Source organism: Pseudomonas migulae (assembly GCF_043225285.1).
GTDB classification, from domain to species: Bacteria; Pseudomonadota; Gammaproteobacteria; order Pseudomonadales; family Pseudomonadaceae; genus Aquipseudomonas; species Aquipseudomonas migulae_C.
The window spans coordinates 2,126,646-2,149,222 of record NZ_CP171224.1; the positions used below are offsets into that span (position 1 = coordinate 2,126,646).

Consider the following 22,577-nt stretch of genomic DNA (forward strand, 5'->3'; position numbering starts at 1 on the left):
CAGGAAAAAGTCAGGCGCGCCAACGCCAGCGGGCCAGGGCCTTGATGACTTTCATCCAGAGTTTGCGAGTGACCACCACGATGGCGTTTCCAGAAGGGGGTTGAACAGCGTCGGCCAACGTTATCCCAGCGGCCGGATCCAGGCAACCGGGAATTAGCTTGCGCAGGTCGTCGATGACCAGTGCCGGCGACTCTTCGGCTATCGGCCGACCATGGTTGTAGCCGTAACTGAGGGCCACGCATTTGACCCCGGCCGCCTTCGCCGCCAGCACATCGCTGCGCGAATCGCCGACGAACAACGATTGCGACGCAGGAATGTTGGCCATTTTCATCACGAAAAACAGCGCGGCAGGGTCGGGTTTCTTTTGTGGCAGGGTGTCTCCACCGATGATCCACTTGAAATAACGACCGATTTTCATCTGATCCAGCAACGGCGCGACGAAGCGCTCCGGCTTGTTGGTGATCAGCGCCATCTCCACGCCTTGTTTGTTCAACCACTTGAGGGTGTCACGCACGCCGGGGTAAACCACCGTCAGGTCGTGACCGTCCTCATAAAAGCCGTTGAACAGTTCCAGGGCATGTTCAGCCTCGACCTCATCGACACCCTCGGCGTCGATGTGATTGGCCAGAGCCCGGCGTACCAGCATGTGCACGCCGTTGCCGACCCAGTCACGCACCGATTCGATGCCGACAGGCTGGCGCCCGAGTTTGAGCAGCATGTTGTCCACTGCCGCAGCGAGATCCGGGACCGAATCGACCAGCGTGCCATCCAGATCGAACATCACCAGACGCGGCAGGCGGCCCGGGAACAGCTGCTCAAAGCCACTCATGGGCGAGCCAGCGCCAGTTCGGAGCGCATCTTCTCGATCACTTCCTGGTAGTTCGGCGCGTTGAAGATCGCCGAGCCGGCCACGAAGGTATCAGCGCCAGCGGCAGCGATTTCACGGATGTTGTTCACGTTCACACCGCCGTCGATTTCCAGGCGAATGTCACGGCCGGACGCATCGATCAGCGCACGCGCTTCACGCAGCTTGTCGAGGGTGCCGGGGATGAACTTCTGCCCGCCGAAGCCCGGGTTGACGCTCATCAGCAGGATCATGTCGACCTTGTCCATCACGTACTTGAGCACGTCCAGCGGGGTCGCCGGGTTGAACACCAGGCCCGACTTGCAGCCGCCTTCGCGGATCAGTTGCAGGGAGCGGTCGACGTGCTGCGTGGCTTCCGGGTGGAAGGTGATGTAGGTCGCGCCGGCTTCAATGAAGTCACCGACGATGCGGTCCACCGGGCTGACCATAAGGTGCGCGTCAATCGGCGCGGTGACGCCGTACTTGCGCAGCGCGGCGCAGACCATCGGGCCGATAGTCAGGTTCGGCACGTAGTGGTTGTCCATGACATCGAAGTGCACGAAGTCGGCGCCGGCGGCCAGAACGTTGTCCACTTCTTCACCCAGGCGGGCGAAGTCGGCGGAGAGAATCGACGGAGCAATTACGAAGGGCTGCATGACGCACCTTTTCTGAGCAGAATCACGATGGCGCGCATTGTATACCTCATGCTTTGGCGCGCGCACCGTGACTGCGATGATCAGTACGCCGCGCGGTAGATCTTCTCGATATCAATCGCACTCAATTTGCGTGGATTGTTGCGCATCAGGCGTTCAATCCCCGCGGCTTCCGCGGCCATGGCCGGGATCGCATCCTCGGGAACACCGAAACTGCGCAGGCCCGGCGGGATTTCCACTGCGGCGCACAATTCGGTCATCGCCTCGACGGCTTTGTCCGCCGCTTCATTGGCGCTCAGATGAGCGGTCTTTACTCCCATGGCCTCGGCAATATCCTGCATGCGTTCGACGCAGGCCATCTTGTTCCAGGTCATGACATACGGCAGTAACAACGCGTTGCTGACGCCATGGGCGATGTTGAACCGCCCGCCGAGCGGATACGCCAGCGCATGCACCGCGCCAACGCCAGCATTGCCGAACGCCATGCCGGCCATGAGGCTGGCGGTGGCCATGTCTTCACGGGCCTGCAGGTTCGACGGATTGGCGTAGGCCTTGGGCAGCGCCTTGGCAATCAGCTTGATCGCGCCGATGGCCAGCGCGTCGGTAATCGCCGAGGCGTTGACCGACAGGTAGGATTCGATGGCATGCACCAGCGCATCGACACCACTGGCGGCGGTCACGCTGCGGGGACAGGTCAGGGTCATTTGCGGGCTGACCAGCGCCACGTCCGGCAACAGGTAGTCGCTGACGATGCCCTTTTTCAGCTGCGCGACCTTGTCGGAGAGGATCGCGACGTTGGTCACTTCCGAGCCGGTGCCGGCGGTGGTCGGGATGGCGATCAGCGGCGGGCCCTTGCGCGGCACCTGGTCGATGCCGAACAGATCCTGCAGCTCTCCGTGATAACCGGCATACGCCGCGACGCTTTTAGCGATATCAATCGCACTGCCGCCACCCAGACCGATCAGCCCGTCGTGCCCGCCTTCGCGGTAAACCCGCATGCAGTCTTCGACGATGGCGATTTCCGGGTCCGGCAGCACGCGGTCAAAAATTTCGTAGCTGCGCCCGCCCAACTGCGCGAGCGCCAGCTCCACCGTGCCGGACTTGACCAGCGCGGCGTCAGTGACGATCAGCGGGTTGTCGATGTCCAGGCGCGTGAGCTCGGCGGCCAGTTGCTCGATGGCCCCTGCGCCGGTGATCAGTTTGTGAGCGATTTTGAAAGAGGAAAGACTCATCGTGCGCAGCCTCTTATAGGTAGGGGAGCTGGGCACAATAGTAGCTGGGGATTGGGGTTTGTCTGCTATTCAGGACATGAATGACCATCCATCCCGAAAACCACACAAAACACCTGTAGGAGCGAGCCTGCTCGCGATGGACTTGAAAACGCCGCTGGGTGTCAGGCTTCCAGCGTTATCGTTGACGTCCATCGCGAGCAGGCTCGCTCCTACAGTTGACCGAGTGATCTTCAGACCTGAGCGGTGCGCAGTTTTTCGCTGCGGCCTCGCAGCCATTCCAGGGTCAGCAGCAGGATCACCGAGAAGGCGATCAGTAGCGTTGCCGCGGCGGCGATGGTCGGGCTGAGGTTTTCACGAATCCCGCTGAACATCTGCCGTGGCAGGGTCGCCTGCTCGGGACCGGCGAGGAACAGCGTCACCACCACTTCATCAAACGACGTCGCGAAGGCAAACAACGCCCCGGAAATCACGCCCGGCGCAATCAGCGGCAAGGTCACGCGACGGAATGCGGTCAGCGGCGAAGCTCCCAGGCTGGCAGCGGCGCGCACCAGGTTGTGGTTGAAGCCCTGCAACGTCGCCGACACCGTGATGATCACGAACGGCACGCCCAGCACCGCGTGCACCACGATCAGCGAGAAGAAACTGTTGCCCAGGCCCAGCGGCGCGAAGAACAGATAACTCGCCACACCGATGATCACCACCGGCACCACCATCGGCGAAATCACCAGCGCCATCACCAGCGCCTTGCCGGGGAAATCGCCGCGGGTCAGGCCGATGGCCGCCAGCGTACCGAACACCATCGCCAGCACGGTCGCCGCCGGGGCGACGATGATGCTGTTCTTCAGTGCGCGCATCCATTCCGCCGAGGCGAAGAAGTCCTGATACCAGTGCAGCGAGAAGCCCTGCAGCGGATAGACCAGGAAACTGCCCGAGTTGAACGACAGCGGAATGATCACTAGCACCGGCAGAATCAGGAACAACAGAATCAAGCCGCAGAGAATCCGCAAGCTGTAGAACCACACCCGCTCGACGGGCGACATATAAGGACTCAGCATTTCAATCTCCCCTTAGCTCAGGCGCAGGCGGCTTGCGCCCACCAGCCAGCTGTAAATCAGGTAAAGCACCACGGTCGCCAGCAACAGCAACCCACCCAGTGCGGTCGCCATGCCCCAGTTGATGCTGGTGTTGGTGTAGAAGGCGACGAAGTAACTGACCATCTGATCGTTCGGGCTGCCCAGCAACGCCGGGGTGATGTAGTAGCCGATGGCGAGGATGAACACCAACAGGCAACCGGCGCCGACACCGGCGTAGGTCTGCGGGAAATACACCCGCCAGAAGCTGGCGAACGGATGGCAACCGAGGGAAATCGCGGCACGCATGTAGGTCGGCGAGATGCCTTTCATCACGCTGTAGATCGGCAGAATCATGAACGGCAGCAGGATATGCACCATCGAGATGTACACACCGGTGCGGTTGAACACCAGTTCCAGCGGCTTATCGATGATGCCCATGGCCATCAGACCGCTGTTGATCAGCCCGCCGGATTGCAGCAACACGATCCATGCGGCGACGCGCACCAGGATCGAGGTCCAGAACGGCAGCAGCACCAGAATCATCAGCAGGTTGCTTTGACGCGATGGCAAGTTGGCCAGCAGATACGCCAACGGGTACGCCAGCACCAGGCAAATGGCGGTGATGATCAGGCCCATCCAGAAGGTACGGGCGAAAATATCGAGGTAGATCGCCTGGTCGGGCGTGGCCGGGGCGATTTCGCCGAGATCGTCGATGCGATGGTCGACCGCCGCCAGCAGGTAGTAAGGCGTGATGTTGCTGGTATTGCGGCGCACCGCCTGCCAGTAGGCCGGGTCGCCCCAACGCTCGTCGAGCCCTTCCAGCGCTTCCTTATAGGAGGCCGGCTCAGCGGCGAACGGCAAGGCGCGGGCGGTTTTGGTCAGCAGGCTGCGGTAGCCGGCCAACTCCATGTTCAAGCGCTTGGACAGGTCGCCCAGGGTCTGATTCTTGCGCGCTTCAGCGAGGTCTTCGCTGGCCGCTTTGTAGACGGGTTCAGCGGGCAGCCCACGGCCGTCCCAGCTGGCGATGGCCGCCACGGTGCGCGGCATGCCGCCGACCACTTCCGGGTTACCGACGCTTTTGTAGAGCAGCGCCACGATCGGCACCAGGAACACCAGCAACAGAAACAGCACCAATGGCGCGATCAAGGCCTGGGCCTTCCAGCGGTTGATCCGCTCGGCGTGCTTGAGCCGCTGCTTCAAGGTGGGGTCAGTGCCCGCGTTCAGGGGAATGGCGGTGGCCATGGCGTACTCCGGAAATCTTTGGATCATTGCAGAGGCGGGAAACCACCTCGATCGTTTAATGCACACAACCCTGATGTGGGAGCGGGCTTGCTCGCGAAAGCGGAGTGTCAGTCAGCGATGATGCTGACTGTGCTGACGTCTTCGCGAGCAGGCTCGCTCCTACAGCGTAAGCCCGCGGTGCGGTCTTACTTGGCAGCCCAGGAATTGAAGCGCTGCTCCAGTTGCTCACCGTTGTCAGCCCAGAAGCTGACGTCGATCTGCACCTGGTTGGCGATGTTTTCCGGGGTGGTCGGCATGTCTTTCAGGACGTCCTTGGACAACAGCGGTACGGCTTGGGTGTTGGCCGGGCCGTAGGCGATGTTTTCCGAGTAGGTCTTTTGCTGCTGCGGCGCGACCGAGTAAGCGATGAATTTCTTCGCCGCGTCAGCACGTGCCTTGTCCAGACCTTTGGGAATGGCCCAGGCGTCGAAGTCGTAGATGCCGCCGTTCCACACCACTTTCAGGTTGCTTTCTTTCTGTACCGCGGCGATCCGGCCGTTATAGGCCGAGCTCATGACCACGTCACCGGAAGCGAGGTATTGCGGCGGTTGTGCGCCGGCTTCCCACCACTGGATGTTTGGCTTGAGCTCATCGAGTTTCTTGAATGCGCGGTCCTGACCGTCTTTGCCGGCCAGCACTTTGTAGACGTCTTTCGGCGCAACGCCGTCGGCCATCAGGGCGAATTCCAGGGTGTACTTGGCGCCCTTACGCAAGCCGCGCTTGCCCGGGAATTTCTTGGTGTCCCAGAAATCCACCCAGCTGGTGGGCGCGGAAGCCAGTTTGTCGGCGTTATAGGCCAACACGGTCGACCACACGAAGAAACCTACGCCGCAAGGCTGGATAGCGCCTTTGACGTAATCTTCAGTTTTGCCGAACAGGGCCGGATCGAGTTGCTCGAACATGTCTTCGTCGCAACCACGGGACAGTTCTGGCGATTCAACTTCCACCAGGTCCCAGGACACGCTCTTGGTGTCGACCATGGCTTTGACCTTGGCCATCTCGCCGTTGTACTCGCCCGCTACGATCTTGCCGTTACCCGCCGCTTCCCACGGTGCGTAGAAGGCTTTGACCTGCGCGGCCTTGTTCGCCCCGCCAAAGGACACCACGGTCAGGTCCGGGCCCGCCGCTATCGCGTGTGCCGCACCGATCATGCCCATGACCAGGGCGGTGAATTTCAGGGATCTCAACATTTATTGTTCTCTCCACGTGCAGGGTTGGTTGAAGCAGGGGGCGATCAGTTCGCCTCTAGAAGTGGGTCGAGCGCGCGAACGTGCTCGACCTCCCAGCCAAGCGGTACCACGTCGCCGACAGCGAGCGCGGGATCGAGCTCGGCAATCGGTTGTTTCACGAAGAAGTCGGTCTTGCCACAGACTTCCAGGCGAACCCGGACGTGGTCGCCCAGATAGATGAATTCCGCCACCCTCCCTGAGAAGCGGTTGACGCAGGACTCGCTCGAACCATTGAGGCTCACGCGTTCCGGACGAATCGACAGCGTGACGGGTTCGCCGGTCTTGCCGACATTGACCGCCAGGGCTTCAACTTTCTCGCCGCGACCAAGTTCCACGATGCAGCGATCGCCGGTCTGGCTGTGCAGGCGGCCATTGAGGCGGTTGTTCTCGCCGATGAAGTTGGCGACGAAGGTATTTTTCGGTTCTTCGTAGAGGCTGCGCGGCGGGGCGATCTGCTGGATTTCGCCCTGGTGGAACACCGCCACGCGGTCGGACATGGTCAGGGCTTCGCCCTGGTCATGGGTCACGTAGACCACGGTCACGCCGAGGCGCTGGTGCAGGTGCTTGATTTCCATCTGCATGTGTTCGCGCAGCTGTTTGTCGAGTGCGCCGAGGGGTTCGTCCATCAGCACCAACTGCGGCTCGAACACCAGCGCGCGGGCCAGGGCCACACGCTGCTGCTGACCGCCGGACAGTTGCGCCGGATAGCGCTGGGCGAAGCTTTCGAGCTGAACCATGCTCAGGACCCGTTTGACCCGGTCGCTGACGTCGCTTTTGTTCAAGCCGCGCACGGTCAGCGGAAACGCAAGATTTTCGGCAACGGTCATGTGCGGGAACAACGCGTAGTTCTGGAACACCATGCCGATGTCACGCTTGTGCGGCGGCACGTTGTTGATGGAGCGCCCGGCCAGGAGGATTTCGCCAGCGGTCGGGGTTTCGAAACCGGCGAGCATCATCAGACTGGTGGTCTTGCCGGAGCCGGACGGCCCGAGCAAGGTGAGGAATTCGCCTTTGCGAATGTCCAGGTTGAGGTCTTTGACGATCAGGTTCTCGCCGTCGTAGCTCTTTTGCACTCCACGAAAGCTGACCAGAATATCACTGGCCCCTGCGCTTGAATCGACCTGGCTCATACCCACACCTTTGTTGTTGATGACTGCTGTGGACTAAGCCTAGTGGACGCTGGGGAGCACGCAAATCGGGGCGCAGGAGAGAATCGCCTCAGCCGGATGGAAGGTTGGGGGTAGGGATTGCCCTACAAGGATGGCGGGGATGGGTATGTCGTTTCGGGATGGGGGCAGGTGCTGAGCTGCGAGCCTTACGGAGCGGCGATAGCGGCGTTAAAGACATGTCGCAAATGGATATGCGACCACTAACCCTGTGGGAGCGAGCCTGCTCGCGATAGCGGAGTGTCAGTCGACATGTCCTTGACTGATCCACCGCTATCGCGAGCAGGCTCGCTCCCACAGGGGATTGCAGTGAACCCGTGGTTTGGCGCTAGAGGAGTTTGTGTTCCATCGCGTATTTCACCAGTTCCGCGAGGGAAGTGATGTTGAGCTTCTGCATCAGCCGCGCCTTGTGGGTGCTGATGGTCTTGCTGCTCAGGGCCAGTTGCTGGGCGATGTCGTTGACGTTGGCGCCCTGGGCCAGGCGTTCGAACACCGAGAACTCGCGCTCCGAGAGCAAAGAATGCAGCGGCCGCGAATCGGTCAGGCCGACTTCGAAGACCATGCGATCAGCCAGGTCCGGATCGATGTAGCGCCCGCCCGCCGCCACCTTGCGGATCGCCGTCAGCAGCAGTGCCGGATCGCTGTCCTTGGTCGCGTAACCCGCCGCGCCGACTTTCAACGCCCGGGCGGCCATTTGCGCTTCGTCGTGCATCGACAGCACCAGGATCGCCGGCGGATTGTTCAACGCGCGGATCCGCGGGATCGCTTCCAGGCCGTTAACGCCAGGCATCGAAATGTCCAGCAATACGACTTCGCAGGGCACATGACGCAACGTCTCGAGCAACTGCTCACCATTGCTCGCCTCCCCCACCACCAGCAGGTCCTTGGCCAGGCCGATCAATTGCTTGATGCCTTCGCGAACGATGGTGTGGTCTTCGGCTACCAGTACACGGATCACGTTTTTCTCCAGATTCAAGATCTATCGCGAGCAGGCTCGCTCCCACATTTGGATCTACGGCGTTCACACCCCCCTGTGGGAGCGAGCCTGCTCGCGATGACGTCAGTCAAAACGCCCCAAAATCATCAGGCCTCATCCAGCGGCACCCGCACGCTCAACGTCGTGCCCTCCCCCGGCTCACTGTCCAGCGACAACTGCCCGCCCATGATCAGCACCCGCTCGCGCATGCCGACCACGCCAAAGGATGTCGGCCTGCCGGTGGCGGCGATAAATCCTACGCCATCATCGCTCACGGTCAGACACAACTCGTCACCCTCAAGGCTCAGTGTCAGTTCGACAGTATGCGCCTGGGCATGCCGCATGACATTGGTCAGTGCTTCCTGAAGGATCCGGAACAAACCGATCGCCTTGGCATCACTGAGCACCGGCAAGTTATCCGGCACCTGCACCAGACACGGAATCTGCGTGCGCGCCTCGAAACGCCGGGCCTGCCATTCAATCGCCGAGGCGATCCCGGCGTCGAGAATCGGTGGGCGCAGCGCCGTCGCGACATCACGCACCAATTGAAACAGCTGAGCGATCAAGCGCTTCATGCTGTTCAACCGTTCGTTCAGACCCGGATCGAGCTGCGCGTAGGCCAGTTCGCACATGGACGTTTCCAGTTTCAACACCGTCAGCATCTGCCCCAGCTCGTCGTGAACTTCCCGGGCGATGCGGGCCTTTTCCTCTTCCCGCACGCTCTCCAGGTGCGCCGACAATTCGCGCAATTGCTCACGAGAGCTGGCCAGTTCCAGTTCGATGCGTTTGCTCTCGCTGATGTCCCAGACAATACCGTCCCAGACATAGGTGCCGTCTTCGAGGCGACGGGTAATGGCCTTGATTTCCGCCCAGCGCTGTTCGCCCTGACGCGTGAGAATCCGTCCTTGCCATGACCAGTCGCTGTCGGTGTCGAGCGCATGATCCTGCGTCTGGTGGTAACTGGCCTTGTCGTCCGGATGCACCAGACTGCGCAGGCCTTTGTCCCGATGGGCCAGGGTCGCCGGCGAATACCCCACCAGGCTCTCGCTGCCTTCACTGATGTAGGCAAAGTCGATCAGCCCCGTCACCGGCGCCCGCTCCAGACGAAAGACCAGTCCCGGCACGTTCGCGGCAATCCCTTGCAGCCGCGCTTCACTCTCCTGCAACGCAGCCAGTGCGCGGCGCCGCTCGGTGACGTCGTTGAGATACACCACTAGGTACTCGCCATCGCGAAACCGCAGGAAGCTTAACGACACATCCGTCGGCAGAACGCTGCCATCGGCCCGCAGGCAATTGGTTTCGAAGCTGAAAGGCCCTTCTTCACTGCCCCGGGCGCGTTTCCACAGGTTCAGCCAACGGTCCATGTGCAGGCCGGGTTCGAAGTCGATCAGCGGCCGATCAATGATGCCACCAGCCGGATAGCCGAGCATGGTTTCAGCGGCGCGGTTGGCGTAGCGCACATGGCTGTCCCAGTTGACCCAGAGAATGCCGACGGTGCTCTGATCGATGGAAAACTGGGTCAGGCGCAACGCCTCTTCACTGGCGGCGCGCAAGGCAATGTCCTCCCGCGCTGCCAACAGCCGATGCTCGAGGCTGTGCTGCTGCCGGCGCTGCCAGAAAACAATGGCCATGCTGCTCAGCATCAACACCGCCAACAGCAGGCAGAGGTTCTGCCAGAAACCCGGTGACTCCGTCAGTCGTGGGTACTTGGGTTGTAGCCATTGATTGTGCAGTTGCTCCAGGTCTTTTGCCGGGATCGCCCGCAGCGCGCTTTCGACAATGCCGGCGAGTTCCGGCCAGTCCCGCCGCGTGGCCACACGCAGCAGTTGCGGCAGACCGATATCACCGACCACCACCAGCCCGGCAAACTCTGGCTCGACAGACAGCCGCCCCAACTGCGCTTCATCGACCACGGCGTAACTGGCCTGCTGACTCAACAGCAGTTGCAAAGCCTGACGCTCGATCGGCACGCCTTGCAGATTCAGATGAGGATAATTGCTGCGCAGGTAATCGGCGGTGGCGCTGGGCATGCGCACGGCGACGCGGGTCTGGCTGTCGAGTTTTTCCAGCTCCACTACACCGGCCGCTTTCTGGTCGCTGACCACCAGTTGCGGCACCCGCATGTACGGATCGGAGAACTGCCACAGCCGCAAGCCAGCGGGGGTTTGCGACAGGCCCGGGGCGATGTCGATCTCACCTTCGCGCGCAGCGGCTTCCAGTTGCGCAAGGTCGGGGTAATTGCGCCAGCTCAGCTCGATCTTGAGCGCCTTGGCCACCCACTTCATGAGCTCGACGTTAACCCCGGACAACCGCTGCAGGCGGCGATCGTATTGAGCGTAGGGGACTTGCAACACCAGGCCGACGCGCAACTCATCGTGCTGCGCCAGCCATTGCTGCTGGCTTGCGGACAATTGGGCAACGTGCGCCGGCGGCGCAGGCGTCGCCCAACCCATCAAGGGAAACCATAAACAGCCGATAACCCACAGGCAGCGAAAACGCTTCATTGAAATCTCGCACACTGACAAATACTGACCAACCCATTAGGCTGCTGGAATAACTTCTGGCCTGGAATATCCGATGCCCCCTGTCTACCGCCTGGCACTGCCAGCATTGTGCCTGTCGCTGATCCTGCCTTGCGCCTTTTCTGTCGAGGCCGCTGACCCGGCACCCGCTGCCGCGGACAAAACCGCGGAAGAAAAACCGGTCGAACGTCAGCCGCTGCTTGAGCGTAGTCAGGAAGAAGCGACAGCACTTGAGCGAAAAATCCCTGCTCAGGAACAGCAACAACTGCAAGCGGGCAGCGATACCTTTCTGGCCTTGTGGAAACCGGCCAATACCGCCGATCCCCGCGGTGCGGTGATCATCATCCCGGGCGCCGGTGAAACCGCTGACTGGCCGCAAGCGATCGGTCCGCTGCGTCGCAAACTGCCGGACGCCGAGTGGAGCAGCCTGAGTATCACCTTGCCCGACCTGCAAAGCGATGCCATTGCGCCACGTATCGTCGAAGCGGCGCCAGCACCCAAAGCCCCTGACGTTGGCAGCAAAGACTCCACCACTGCCGCCCCCATCGAACAAGCCGCTGGCGGTGAAGCGGAGGTGGCCGACAAGGCCGTCGTGGAAACCAGCGACGAGCAGGCCAAAGCCGATGCCGAGCGAATCTTCGCACGCATCGATGCAGCCATTGCCTACGCCGAACAACAAAGCGCCCGCAGCATCGTGGTGCTGGGGCATGGTACTGGCGCGTACTGGGCCGCGCGTTATCTGAGCGAAAAGCAGCCTTCGCAAGTCGAGAAATTCTTGATGGTCGCCGCCCAGACGCCAGTGGCGGCGAAGCCTGAACTGGTCGAGCTGACGCCCACCCTGAAACTGCCCACCGCCGACATTTTCTATAAAGACAAACAGCTGGACCGCAACGCGGCACTGGAACGTTTGCAGGCCAGCAAACGCTTGAAGGCTTCGGCGTTCAGTCAGGTTTCACTGAAGGCCGTGCCCGGGGATAGCAAGGCTGAGCAAGAGCAGCTGGTGCGCCGGGTGCGGGGCTGGTTGAATCCTCAGCCGACGGACTGATAGACCGAGGCGGCCCCTTCGCGAGCAGGCTCGCTCCCACATTGGATAACGATTGGACACAAAACTAGTGACCGACAGTGATCTAAATGTGGGAGCGAGCCTGCTCGCGAAGGCGTCATCACTGGCGACGCGTTACTCTCCGGTTAACGAAAATCCCGCCGCTGACGAATCAACGTGTACGCATTGTGCAACTCGCGCGTCTTTTCAGTCGCCTCACGCACCTGCAACGCCGTCGCGCCGCTGCCGGCAATTTTGTCCGGATGGTGTCGACTCAACAAGCGCCGATAAGCGCGTTTGATCTGCGCCGGCTCGCTGGTGGCGGAGACACCCAGCAGCAACAATGCCTCCTGATACAGGACCGCACTGCTCACCGCCGATCGTCTTTGCGGTTCGTAGTCAGCCGACAGCGCCTGCACTTGATAGGACTTCCAGCCCAGCCGTTTGCCCCATTGAGTAATCAGTGCGCGCTCGGCAGCACCGGCACGACCATCAGCCCAGACCATTCGCCAGCAAGCGCGTAACACGCCTTCCGCCGCATGGGGCTGGGTACTCAAACGGCGTAGATAACCGTTCAATGAATCATGCCCCGTCTTGCCGCGGTTGAAGGCGGCAATCGCTCGTTGTTTTGCCGCATCGGTCATGTCCAGGGCCTGCATTTCCTGGCGTGCCTGCTGGATGTGACCTTCCACCACTCGCCCGTTACTCTTTGCCAGTCGCCCCAACAACACGAACAGCAGCTCATCGTTGCGCAGCATCGGTTTGCCGCCGAGCTTTTCGCGCAAGTGCCCCCACGTCTGCAGTCGCAGGTGCCGGTCCAGCGCCTGCCCCAACAACGCGCCGAGCATGGCCCCCGGAATACTGGCGATGGCAAAACCCGCTCCGGCTCCTATCAGAGTCCCTGGCCACAGCATGTCAGCGACTCGCTTCAATCAATGTTTCGACCTCAGCCAAACGCTCGTGAGTGCCGACATCCACCCAACGACCGCGCAACCGCTCTCCTGTCACTTGCCCTTCAGCCATGGCTTTGCGCAACAGCGGCGCCAGCTTGAAAGACCCTGGCACGCAACCGTCGAACAACTGCGGATGCAACACGGCGATGCCGCTGTAAGTCAGGGTCGACATGTCAGGCTGGCCGTCGTGCACTTGCCCGTCGGCCAGGGTGAAATCACCCGCGGGGTGGTGCGGCGGGTTATCCGCCAGCACCAGATGCGCCAGACCGCTGATGGGCTGATGCAGCACGCTGAAGTCGTAGTCGGTCCAGATATCACCGTTGACCACTACGAACGCGTCATCACCCAACAACGGCAATGCGCGAAAAATCCCGCCACCGGTTTCCAGCGGTTCACCTTCCGGCGAGTACTGGATACGCACGCCATATTGCGAACCGTCGCCCAGGTAGTCTTCGATCTGCTGACCGAGCCAGGCGTGATTGATGACGATCTCGGTAAACCCGGCAATCGCCAAAGCCTTCAGGTGGTACTCGATCAGCGGCACGCCGCCAGCGCGTACGAGTGGTTTGGGTGTGGTCAAGGTCAGCGGGCGCATGCGCTCGCCCTTGCCCGCCGCCAGAATCATTGCCTTCATGCATTCGCTCCGGCACGCAGACTCAGCAGCAACACATCCAGCTCGGCCAGTTCCGGACGGCGGGCGATCACAGCTTCTATATAGGCAAAGAAGCGCGGCACGTCAGCCAGATAGCGCGGCTTGCCGTCACGGTGGCAGATGCGGGCGAAGATGCCGATGACTTTCAGGTGACGCTGCACACCCATCAGGTCGCTGGCGCGCAGGAAATCCTCGAAGTCGGGCTGAACCGGGATGCCGAGAGCGCCTGCTTGTTGCCAGTAATTTTCCAGCCAGCCGTGCACTCGCTCTTCGGGCCAGCTCAGGAAAGCATCCTTGAACAGGCACGTCACGTCGTAGGTCACCGGGCCGTAAACCGCATCCTGGAAATCCAGCACACCGGGATTCGGCTCGCTGAGCATCAAGTTGCGCGGCATGTAGTCGCGATGCACCAGGACTTTGGGCTGTGCCAGCGCGCTGTCGATCAACAGCTCCGTGACGTTCTGCCAGAGCATCTGCTGCGCCGCGTCGAGTTCGATCCCCAGCTCACGCTTGACGTACCACTCGGGGAACAGTTCGAGCTCGCGACGCAGCAGCGCCACGTCATAACTCGGCAGTGGCGCAACCATCGGCAATTGCTGAAAAGCGAGCAGGGCCTGCAGGGCATCCTTGAACAAATCGTCGGCATTTTCGCCGTCGATGACATCCAGATAGGTCTTGTTGCCCAGGTCATTGAGCAAAAGAAATCCTCGCTCGAGGTCTTCGGCGTAAATTTTCGGCACATTTATTCCGGATTTCGCCAGCAAAAAAGCGATGTCCACGAAGGGTTTGCAGTTTTCCTGGGGCGGCGGCGCGTCCATAACGATGAAACTTCTGCCCGCGCCTTCCCAACGGAAATAGCGTCGAAAACTCGCATCACTACTGGCCGCGGTCAACGTGGCCGGGGGTACGGCGCCCCAGCCTTGCTCCGCAAAAAGGGTCGCCAACTGCTCATCGAGCCAAACTTTCAGGTGTTGCAAACGTACATCTTGGTCAGGCATTGCAAGGGTCTCCGACGGCGCTAGCCGTCAAGCGGGTCATGCTTTATTATCCAGCATCTTTTTCAGACCATCGAGAGGCGTGCGGCCCACACCGCGGGCAGATGGCACGCAGGAAGCCCGGACTAATAAGATGGCATTGAAATCCCCCGCGTTTCGTAAAAAATTTCCGTTGTTGGTTACCGGCAGTTTGCTGGCCCTGCAACCTCTAGCCACTTCGTTCGTGGTCGCCGCGGAACAGTATGACTGCTCAGTCTCTGCTTCGGGTGCCTGGGACTGTGCGCCAAAGACGCCGGCGGCTGCATTGCCTCCGCGTCCCGTCCATGACGGCAGCGCAGTTTCCGCAACCGGCGAAACACCCGCCGAGAGTGCCACAAGCGAAGACACCGGCGCCAAGACTGCGCTCGTCACCGAGTCCAAAGGCCGCGGCCTGAAGTCGCGTAGCGAAGACTACAGTCACCTCGACTGGGTTCCGCGCGAGAAGCTCACCGCAGCGCAATTGGCCGAAACCGGTCCTTACTGCTCTGGTTCCTATATCGAACCGATTCGTCCTGGCATGAATGACAAGACGAATAAAAGTGACGCTCCGACCTTTGTCGGCGCCAAGGCTTCCCGCTACAAGCAGGATGAGCAGATCGCCACCCTCGCCGGTGACGTGGTCCTGCGCCAGGGCAGCATGCAGGCCGAAGCCGACGAAGCGAACCTCTACCAGGCCGAAAGCCGTGGCGAGCTGGACGGCAACGTGCGCATTCGCGACAACGGTGCGCTGATCGTCGGCGACCACGCCGAAGTGCAGCTCGACACCGGTGAAGCCAAGGTCGACAACGCCGAATACGTGATGCACAAATCCCGTATCCGCGGTAACGCGCTGTACGCCAAGCGTGCCGAGAACGCGATCATCCGTCTCAAGGACGGTACGTACACCACGTGCGAACCGAACAGCAACGCCTGGCAGCTCAAGGGCAACAACATCACCTTGAACCCGGCCACCGGTTTCGGTACCGCGACCAACGTGACGCTGCGGGTCAAGGACATTCCGGTTCTGTACACGCCGTACATCTATTTCCCGATCGACGACCGTCGCCAGTCCGGCTTCCTGCCGCCGACCATCGGCAGCGGCAGCGATACCGGCTTCCTGCTCGTAACGCCTTACTACTTCAACCTGGCACCGAACTACGATGCCACGTTGTACCCGCGCTACATGAGCAAGCGTGGCTTGTTGATGGAAGGCGAATTCCGTTACCTGACCAAGTCCAGCGAAGGTCAGTTCGGCGCCGCGTACCTCAACGATGACGATACAGATCGCAAGCTGCAGACCGACTACGAAAAAACCCGCTACATGTACAACTGGCAGCACAAGGGCGGCCTCGACTCCCGCGTCCTCACGCAAGTCGATTACACCAAGATCAGCGATCCTTACTACTTCCAGGATCTGCAGACCGACCAGATCGGTGTGAAAAGCCAGGATTTCGTCAACCAGCAAGGCTCCGTCACTTACCGTGGCGACAGCTATACCGCTCGCTTGAACGCCCAGGCGTATCAGCTTGCAACCGTTGCGAACATCACACCGTATGATCGCCTGCCGCAGATCACCTTCAATGGTCAGCTGCCAACGCATCCGCAAGGTTTGAATTTCGACTACGAAACAGAAATCGTGCGTTTTGACCGCGACCTGGAAAAAGGTCAGTTTTCCGATGAAAACGGCCTGCTGTCGCCTCGTCTGGACACCAACGTGTTCGGTCTGGCTCGCGCCAACGGTGACCGCCTGAACCTCAAGCCGGCTGTCAGCCTGCCGCTGGACTGGACCTATGGCTACATCAAGCCAACGCTCAAGTATCAGTACACCCAGTATCAACTGGACCTGGACGGTCAGGGTAAAGCCGACATCGCCAGCCAGGGTGCTGAAGGCGACCGCCTCAACGGTACATTCAGTAGCAACCAAAACCGTGGCGTGCCGATCGCGAGCATCGACAGCGGCCTGTATTTCGATCGCAACACCACCTGGTTCGGCAAGAACTATCGCCAGACCCTGGAACCGCGACTGTTCTATCTGTATGTCCCTGAGAAAGATCAGGAGGACATCCCGGTCTTCGACACTGGCGAATACACCTTCAACTATGCGTCGTTGTTCCGCGACAACCGCTTCTCGGGCTCCGACCGCGTCGGCGACGAGAACAAACTGTCGCTGGGCGTGACCAACCGCTGGATCGAAGAAGACGGTTTCGAGCGTCAACGCATCAGCGTCGGCCAGGCCCTGTACTTCAAGGACCGCGAAGTCCAGTTGCCAGGTATCGATGCGAAAACCCGCGACGATGCGCACGCCAACGTGTCCCCGTACGCACTGGAATACGAATACCGCTGGAACCGTGATTGGCGCACGACTGCCGATTACAACTGGGACCCGGACAGCCACAGCCCTCGCTCGGGCAGCGCGATGTTCCACTACCAGCCTGAAGACAACCCGAACAAGGTCATCAACGCCGGCTATCGCTATCGCAATGACCAGGTCCGTTATGACCAGACTACCGGCCAATGGTCGGTGGGCGGCGGTGACTACGGCACGCCGGGTACTCCGGGCTACGTGAAGGACTACTACAAGATCCAGCAGCACGACTTCTCGGTGATCTGGCCGATCGTGCCGCAGTGGAACGCAATCAGCCGCTGGCAGTATGACTACAACCGCAACCGTACCCTGGAAGCCTTCGGTGGTTTCGAGTACGACAACTGCTGCTGGAAACTGCGCCTGATCAACCGTTACTGGGTTTCCTACGACGAATTCAGTCAGGAAGCTCCGCAAAACGAAAAAGGCGACCACGGCATCTTCCTACAGATCGTTCTGAAAGGTCTCGGCGGCCTCACCGGCGCCAAAGTAGAGAGCTTCCTCGACAAAGGCATCCAAGGTTATCGTGAACGTGAAGACCAAGCTTTCTGATTGTCTGCGCCCGCTAGTGCTGGGCGCGCTGTTCCTGGGTACTGCGGCGAATGCCGCGGTACAGTCCATCGATAAAGTGGTGGCGATTGTCGACAACGACGTGGTGATGCAGAGCCAACTGGACCAGCGTGTTCGTGAAGTTCAGCAAACCATCGCCAAACGCGGCGCTTCTGCGCCGCCGGCCAGCGTGCTGGATCAGCAAGTGCTTGAGCGCCTGATCGTCGAAAACCTGCAATTGCAGATCGGCGAACGTTCCGGCATCCGCATCACCGATGAAGAACTGAACCAGGCCGTCGGCACCATTGCCCAGCGCAATAACATGTCGATCGAACAATTCCGTGCAGCCCTGACTCGCGACGGTCTGTCTTATGACGACGCCCGTGACCAGATCCGCCGTGAAATGGTCATCAGCCGTGTGCGTCAACGCCGTGTGGCCGAACGCATTCAGGTCTCCGAACAGGAAGTGAAGAACTTCCTTGCCTCTGACCTCGGCAAAATGCAGCTATCCGAAGAGTTTCGCCTGGCCAACATCCTGATCCCTACGCCGGAAAGCGCTAATTCCGACGCGATTCAGAGTGCAGCCAAACAGGCTGACGCGGTGTATCAGCAACTCAAGCAAGGCGCTGACTTCGGTCAATTGGCAATTGCCAAATCTGCCAGCGAAACCGCACTGGAAGGCGGCGACATGGGCTGGCGTAAAGCAGCTCAATTGCCTCCTCCGTTCGATCGCATGCTGAGCACCATGACCGTTGGCGACATTACCCAGCCAATGCGTACGCCGGGCGGCTTCATCATCCTGAAGATCCTCGACAAGCGTGGCGGCGAGACCCAGACCCGTGACGAAGTGCACGTACGTCATATCCTGGTCAAACCGAGCCCGATCCGCGACGAAGCCAAGACCAAGGCCCTCGCCGAGTCGCTCTACAGCCGTATCGAAGCGGGTGAAGATTTCGGCGAGCTGGCAAAAAGCTTCTCGGAAGATCCGGGTTCCGCCCTCAACGGTGGCGACCTGAACTGGATCGACCCGAATGCACTGGTTCCCGAGTTCCGCGAAGTGATGGCCAAGACCCCGCAAGGTCAGCTGTCCAAGCCATTCCAGACTCAATATGGCTGGCACGTTCTGGAAGTCCTTGGCCGTCGCGCCACCGACAGCACCGCCCAGGCCCGTGAGCAGCAAGCCATGACCGTTCTGCGTAACCGCAAATACGACGAAGAACTGCAAACCTGGCTGCGTCAGATCCGTGACGAAGCGTACGTAGAGATCAAACTCCCTGGTGCAGACCAGGCAGCGCAGTGAAACCCAAACGTTTCGCGCTGACACCCGGCGAACCAGCCGGCATAGGTCCTGACCTGTGCCTGCTGCTCGCCTCGCAAGCCCAGCCACACCCCCTGATTGCCATTACCAGCCGCGACTTGCTCATTGAGCGGGCCGCGCAGCTGGGTGTGGCTGTCGCTGTGCTGCCCGTCACGCCAGATGCCTGGCCGGATGTGCCCGCACCCGCCAACAGTTTGTATGTCTGGGATACGCCACTCAGCGCACCGGTGACTGCCGGTCAACTCGACAAAGCCAATGCCGCTTTCGTTCTGGAAACCCTGACCCGTGCGGGCCAAGGGTGCCTGGACGGGCATTTCGCCGGGATGATCACGGCCCCTGTGCACAAGGGCGTGATTAATGAATCGGGCATCGCGTTTTCCGGTCATACGGAATTTCTCGCTGACCTGACGCATACCGCACAGGTCGTGATGATGCTGGCGACTCGCGGTTTGCGCGTTGCACTCGTCACCACCCACCTGCCCCTTCGGGAGATTGCCGATGCAATCACGCCGGAGCGTCTGGAACGGGTCACGCGGATTCTGCACACCGACCTGCAGGAAAAATTCGGCATTACCCAGCCACGCATCCTGGTTTGCGGGCTCAACCCGCACGCTGGCGAAGGCGGGCATCTGGGTCATGAAGAAATCGACATCATCGAACCCACATTAGAGCGCCTGCGCGGTGAAGGCATGGACCTTCGCGGCCCCCTGCCCGCCGACACTCTGTTTACCCCCAAATATCTGGAGCACTGCGATGCAGTGCTGGCGATGTACCACGACCAGGGCCTGCCTGTGCTGAAATACAAAGGCTTCGGCGCGGCAGTCAACGTGACCCTCGGCTTGCCGATCATCCGCACATCGGTCGACCACGGCACCGCCCTGGACCTGGCCGGCAGCGGCAAGATCGATACCGGCAGCCTGCAAGTCGCCCTGGAAACCGCCTACCAGATGGCCGAGACCCGTTTATGACCGAGCATTACCAACACAAGGCGCGCAAACGCTTTGGCCAGAACTTCCTGCACGATGCCGGCGTTATCGACCGCATCCTGCGCTCCATCCATGCCAAACCTGAAGACCGCCTGCTGGAAATCGGACCGGGCCAGGGTGCGCTGACCCAAGGCCTGCTGAACAGCGGCGCCCAGCTGGACGTGGTGGAGCTGGACAAGGACCTGATTCCGATCCTCAACCAGCAGTTCGCCGGCAAGAGCAATTTCAACCTGCACCAGGGCGATGCGCTGAAGTTCGACTTCAACAGCCTGAACGCCGCGCCGAACAGCCTGCGTGTGGTTGGCAACCTGCCGTACAACATCTCGACGCCGCTGATCTTTCACCTGCTGCACAACGCCAGCATCATCCGCGACATGCACTTCATGCTGCAGAAAGAAGTGGTCGAGCGCCTGGCCGCTGGCCCAGGCGGTGGCGATTGGGGTCGCTTGTCGATCATGGTTCAGTACCACTGCCGCGTAGAGCACCTGTTCAACGTGGGCCCGGGCGCATTCAACCCGCCACCGAAAGTCGACTCGGCCATCGTGCGCCTGGTGCCACACGCGGTGCTGCCGCACCCGGCCAAGGATCACCGCTTGCTGGAGCGCGTCGTGCGCGAAGCCTTCAACCAGCGCCGCAAGACCCTGCGCAATACCCTCAAGCTGCTGCTGAGCAACGATGAAATCACCGCCGCCGGCGTCGACGGCAGCCTGCGCCCCGAGCAGCTCGACCTGGCCGCTTTCGTGCGCCTGGCCGACAAGCTCAGCGAGCAAGTCGCGCAGAAGCCCGCCGCTGACTGATAGCAGACCAGCATTATCGGGTAGGACACCAGCGCCCATGTCTGGTTTACTACCCGATACTTGGCCTAGACTGAGTTCAATCAGCTACGCCCCGCGTCCCGCTTCGTTTTTAAGGCCTCTTGCATGTCCGATCCTCGTTATCAGGTCGACGTCAGCGTCGTCACCCGCTATCTGGCAGAACAATCGCAACCCGAGCAAAACCGCTTTGCCTTCGCTTACACCATTACCGTGCACAACAATGGCGAATTACCGGCCAAGCTGTTGTCCCGGCACTGGGTGATCACCGATGGTGACGGCCATGTCGAGGAAGTGCGCGGTGCCGGCGTCGTGGGTTTGCAGCCGTTGATTCCGGCCGGCGAAAATCACACCTACAGCAGTGGCACGGTGATGACGACCAAGGTCGGCACCATGCAGGGTTCTTATCAAATGATTGCCGACGACGGCAAACACTTCGACGCCATCATCGCTCCATTCCGCCTGGCGGTGCCCGGAGCCCTGCACTGATGGCGACGTACGCCGTCGGTGACCTGCAAGGTTGCCTCGAACCGCTGAAATGCCTGCTCGAGCAAGTCGCCTTCGACCCTGCCCGGGACAAACTGTGGCTGGTCGGCGATCTGGTCAACCGTGGCCCGCAGTCGCTGGAAACACTGCGTTTCCTCTATAACTTGCGCGAGTCGCTGGTGTGCGTGCTCGGCAACCACGACCTGCACTTGCTGGCCGCCGGGCATAACATCGAGCGCCTGAAAAAAGCCGATACCCTGCGCGAAATTCTCGAAGCACCGGACCGCGTGGAATTGCTGGAGTGGATTCGCCAGCAGAAGCTCATGCATTACGACGAGCAGCGCAACATCGCCCTGGTCCACGCCGGCATACCGCCGCAATGGTCGCTGCGCAAAGCCCTGAAGTGCGCCGCCGAAGTCGAAGAAGCCCTGCGCGACGACAACCGCTTCGCCCCCTACCTTGATGGCATGTACGGCAACGAACCGCTGAAATGGGACAACGACCTCAAGGGCGTGACCCGCCTGCGAGTGATCACCAACTATTTCACCCGCATGCGCTTCTGCACCAGCGAAGGCAAACTCGACCTCAAGGGCAAGGAAGGCGCCGACACCGCGCCGCCGGGCTACGCGCCGTGGTTCAAATACAAAGAGCGCAAGACCAAGGGCGTGAAGATCATTTTCGGCCACTGGGCTGCACTCGAAGGCCAGTGCAACGAACCGGGCATTTTCGCCCTCGACACTGGTTGCGTCTGGGGCGGATCGATGACCCTGATGAACGTCGACACCCTTGAACGCCTGCAATGCAAATGCGATGACCATGGCCGCACCTTGCCGCCAGTCGCCCCCTCAATTTCCGAACCAGCACCGGTCGACGCCCAGCGCTAGACTGCGCTTTCAGCCGAGCCGAAGGAGCCCGCCATGAGCGAATTCAAACGCATCCCCCCAGAACAGGCCCAGGCCCTGCGCGAGCAAGGCGCCGTAGTGGTCGATGTTCGTGACCCTGCCACATTTGCCGCGCTGCACATCAGTGGCTCGAAGCATCTGGACAACCATTCCCTGCATGCTTTTATCCAGGGCGCCGATCTGGACGCACCAACGGTGGTGGTCTGCTATCACGGCAATTCCAGCCAGGGCGCAGCGGCCTACCTGATCAGCCAGGGGTTCTCCGACGTCTACAGCATGGATGGCGGTTTTGAGCTGTGGCGTACGACTTATCCTGCGGAAACAGCGCAAGGCACGTCCGAATAATTTTTTTGTAACGCGCAAGCCCCGGCTCCCGCGGGCTAGCGCGGTGGCAGACGAACGGTCTGCCACAACTAATTACGTATCTCGCCTTTACCTCCCGAATTCCCAACTATCCTTAAGCGCAGGCCATCCAAAACAGGGGAGAGCCGGTACACCGGCGCACGGATCATCGGGAGTAGCTTTC

20 protein-coding genes are annotated in these 22,577 nt (G+C 60.7%); 8 read left to right on the forward strand and 12 right to left on the reverse strand.

Going from position 1 to position 22,577, the window contains the following annotated elements:
- Positions 1–10: 10 nt before the first annotated feature.
- From ACF6ZU_RS09910 to ACF6ZU_RS09950, 9 genes are all read right to left on the reverse strand, one after another.
- The gene (locus ACF6ZU_RS09910) at positions 11–829 is read right to left on the reverse strand and encodes a phosphoglycolate phosphatase (RefSeq protein WP_392891953.1); all 819 of its coding nucleotides are present in this window, start codon (positions 827–829) and stop codon (positions 11–13) included.
- On the reverse strand, positions 826–1,500 hold the full coding sequence (gene rpe / locus ACF6ZU_RS09915) for a ribulose-phosphate 3-epimerase (RefSeq protein ID WP_008035979.1): 675 nt from the start codon (positions 1,498–1,500) through the stop codon (positions 826–828). The genes ACF6ZU_RS09910 and rpe overlap by 4 nt, the downstream gene beginning before the upstream one ends.
- An 80-nt stretch (positions 1,501–1,580) precedes the next feature.
- Positions 1,581–2,729 (reverse strand): iron-containing alcohol dehydrogenase, encoded by a 1,149-nt coding sequence (locus ACF6ZU_RS09920; RefSeq protein ID WP_392891956.1) that lies wholly within the window; start codon positions 2,727–2,729, stop codon positions 1,581–1,583.
- Positions 2,730–2,959: 230 nt separating this feature from the next.
- Entirely contained in the window at positions 2,960–3,784 is an 825-nt protein-coding gene (locus tag ACF6ZU_RS09925) for an ABC transporter permease (RefSeq protein ID WP_027926741.1), read from the reverse strand.
- Positions 3,785–3,796: 12 nt separating this feature from the next.
- A complete protein-coding gene (locus ACF6ZU_RS09930) occupies positions 3,797–5,044 on the reverse strand; it encodes an ABC transporter permease (RefSeq protein ID WP_392891958.1) in 1,248 nt (415 codons plus the stop codon).
- 185 nt (positions 5,045–5,229) lie between these two features.
- The gene (locus ACF6ZU_RS09935; protein WP_392891959.1) at positions 5,230–6,273 is read right to left on the reverse strand and encodes an ABC transporter substrate-binding protein; all 1,044 of its coding nucleotides are present in this window, start codon (positions 6,271–6,273) and stop codon (positions 5,230–5,232) included.
- A 44-nt stretch (positions 6,274–6,317) separates the two neighbouring features.
- On the reverse strand, positions 6,318–7,442 hold the full coding sequence (locus tag ACF6ZU_RS09940; protein WP_392891961.1) for an ABC transporter ATP-binding protein: 1,125 nt from the start codon (positions 7,440–7,442) through the stop codon (positions 6,318–6,320).
- Between the two features lie 364 nt (positions 7,443–7,806).
- The gene (locus ACF6ZU_RS09945; protein WP_003210977.1) at positions 7,807–8,436 is read right to left on the reverse strand and encodes a response regulator transcription factor; all 630 of its coding nucleotides are present in this window, start codon (positions 8,434–8,436) and stop codon (positions 7,807–7,809) included.
- 125 nt (positions 8,437–8,561) lie between these two features.
- Positions 8,562–10,958: a PAS domain S-box protein gene (locus ACF6ZU_RS09950; RefSeq protein WP_392891963.1), complete on the reverse strand. Its 2,397-nt coding sequence runs from the start codon at positions 10,956–10,958 to the stop codon at positions 8,562–8,564.
- 73 nt (positions 10,959–11,031) lie between these two features.
- On the opposite strand from ACF6ZU_RS09950, the gene ACF6ZU_RS09955 reads away from it, so the two are divergent.
- Positions 11,032–12,021, forward strand: coding sequence for an alpha/beta hydrolase family protein (locus tag ACF6ZU_RS09955; RefSeq protein WP_392891965.1), 990 nt, complete (start codon positions 11,032–11,034; stop codon positions 12,019–12,021).
- 143 nt (positions 12,022–12,164) lie between these two features.
- Here the strand turns inward: ACF6ZU_RS09955 and ACF6ZU_RS09960 are convergent, their stop codons facing one another.
- Genes ACF6ZU_RS09960 through ACF6ZU_RS09970 form a run of 3 tightly spaced genes read right to left on the reverse strand, consistent with a single transcriptional unit; the run spans position 12,165 to position 14,621 of the window.
- Positions 12,165–12,932 carry a TerB family tellurite resistance protein gene (locus tag ACF6ZU_RS09960; RefSeq protein ID WP_392891966.1) on the reverse strand — a complete coding sequence of 256 codons (768 nt, stop codon included), beginning with the start codon at positions 12,930–12,932 and terminating at the stop codon, positions 12,165–12,167.
- A 1-nt stretch (position 12,933) separates the two neighbouring features.
- The gene (murU, locus tag ACF6ZU_RS09965) at positions 12,934–13,605 is read right to left on the reverse strand and encodes an N-acetylmuramate alpha-1-phosphate uridylyltransferase MurU (protein WP_392891968.1); all 672 of its coding nucleotides are present in this window, start codon (positions 13,603–13,605) and stop codon (positions 12,934–12,936) included.
- On the reverse strand, positions 13,602–14,621 hold the full coding sequence (locus tag ACF6ZU_RS09970) for an aminoglycoside phosphotransferase family protein (RefSeq protein ID WP_392891970.1): 1,020 nt from the start codon (positions 14,619–14,621) through the stop codon (positions 13,602–13,604). Before ACF6ZU_RS09970 ends, murU begins: the two co-directional genes overlap by 4 nt.
- A 130-nt stretch (positions 14,622–14,751) precedes the next feature.
- On the opposite strand from ACF6ZU_RS09970, the gene ACF6ZU_RS09975 reads away from it, so the two are divergent.
- From ACF6ZU_RS09975 to glpE, 7 genes are all read left to right on the forward strand, one after another.
- Positions 14,752–17,550 (forward strand): LPS-assembly protein LptD, encoded by a 2,799-nt coding sequence (locus ACF6ZU_RS09975; protein WP_392891972.1) that lies wholly within the window; start codon positions 14,752–14,754, stop codon positions 17,548–17,550.
- The gene (gene surA, locus ACF6ZU_RS09980; protein ID WP_392891973.1) at positions 17,531–18,847 is read left to right on the forward strand and encodes a peptidylprolyl isomerase SurA; all 1,317 of its coding nucleotides are present in this window, start codon (positions 17,531–17,533) and stop codon (positions 18,845–18,847) included. Before ACF6ZU_RS09975 ends, surA begins: the two co-directional genes overlap by 20 nt.
- A complete protein-coding gene (pdxA, locus tag ACF6ZU_RS09985) occupies positions 18,844–19,833 on the forward strand; it encodes a 4-hydroxythreonine-4-phosphate dehydrogenase PdxA (protein ID WP_392891974.1) in 990 nt (329 codons plus the stop codon). Before surA ends, pdxA begins: the two co-directional genes overlap by 4 nt.
- Positions 19,830–20,648 (forward strand): 16S rRNA (adenine(1518)-N(6)/adenine(1519)-N(6))-dimethyltransferase RsmA, encoded by an 819-nt coding sequence (rsmA, locus tag ACF6ZU_RS09990; protein ID WP_392891976.1) that lies wholly within the window; start codon positions 19,830–19,832, stop codon positions 20,646–20,648. Before pdxA ends, rsmA begins: the two co-directional genes overlap by 4 nt.
- A gap of 123 nt (positions 20,649–20,771) precedes the next feature.
- A complete protein-coding gene (gene apaG / locus ACF6ZU_RS09995) occupies positions 20,772–21,152 on the forward strand; it encodes a Co2+/Mg2+ efflux protein ApaG (RefSeq protein ID WP_392891977.1) in 381 nt (126 codons plus the stop codon).
- Entirely contained in the window at positions 21,152–22,033 is an 882-nt protein-coding gene (locus ACF6ZU_RS10000; RefSeq protein ID WP_392891978.1) for a symmetrical bis(5'-nucleosyl)-tetraphosphatase, read from the forward strand. The genes apaG and ACF6ZU_RS10000 overlap by 1 nt, the downstream gene beginning before the upstream one ends.
- A gap of 33 nt (positions 22,034–22,066) precedes the next feature.
- Positions 22,067–22,396 (forward strand): thiosulfate sulfurtransferase GlpE, encoded by a 330-nt coding sequence (gene glpE / locus ACF6ZU_RS10005; protein WP_008061556.1) that lies wholly within the window; start codon positions 22,067–22,069, stop codon positions 22,394–22,396.
- Positions 22,397–22,577: the final 181 nt, after the last annotated feature.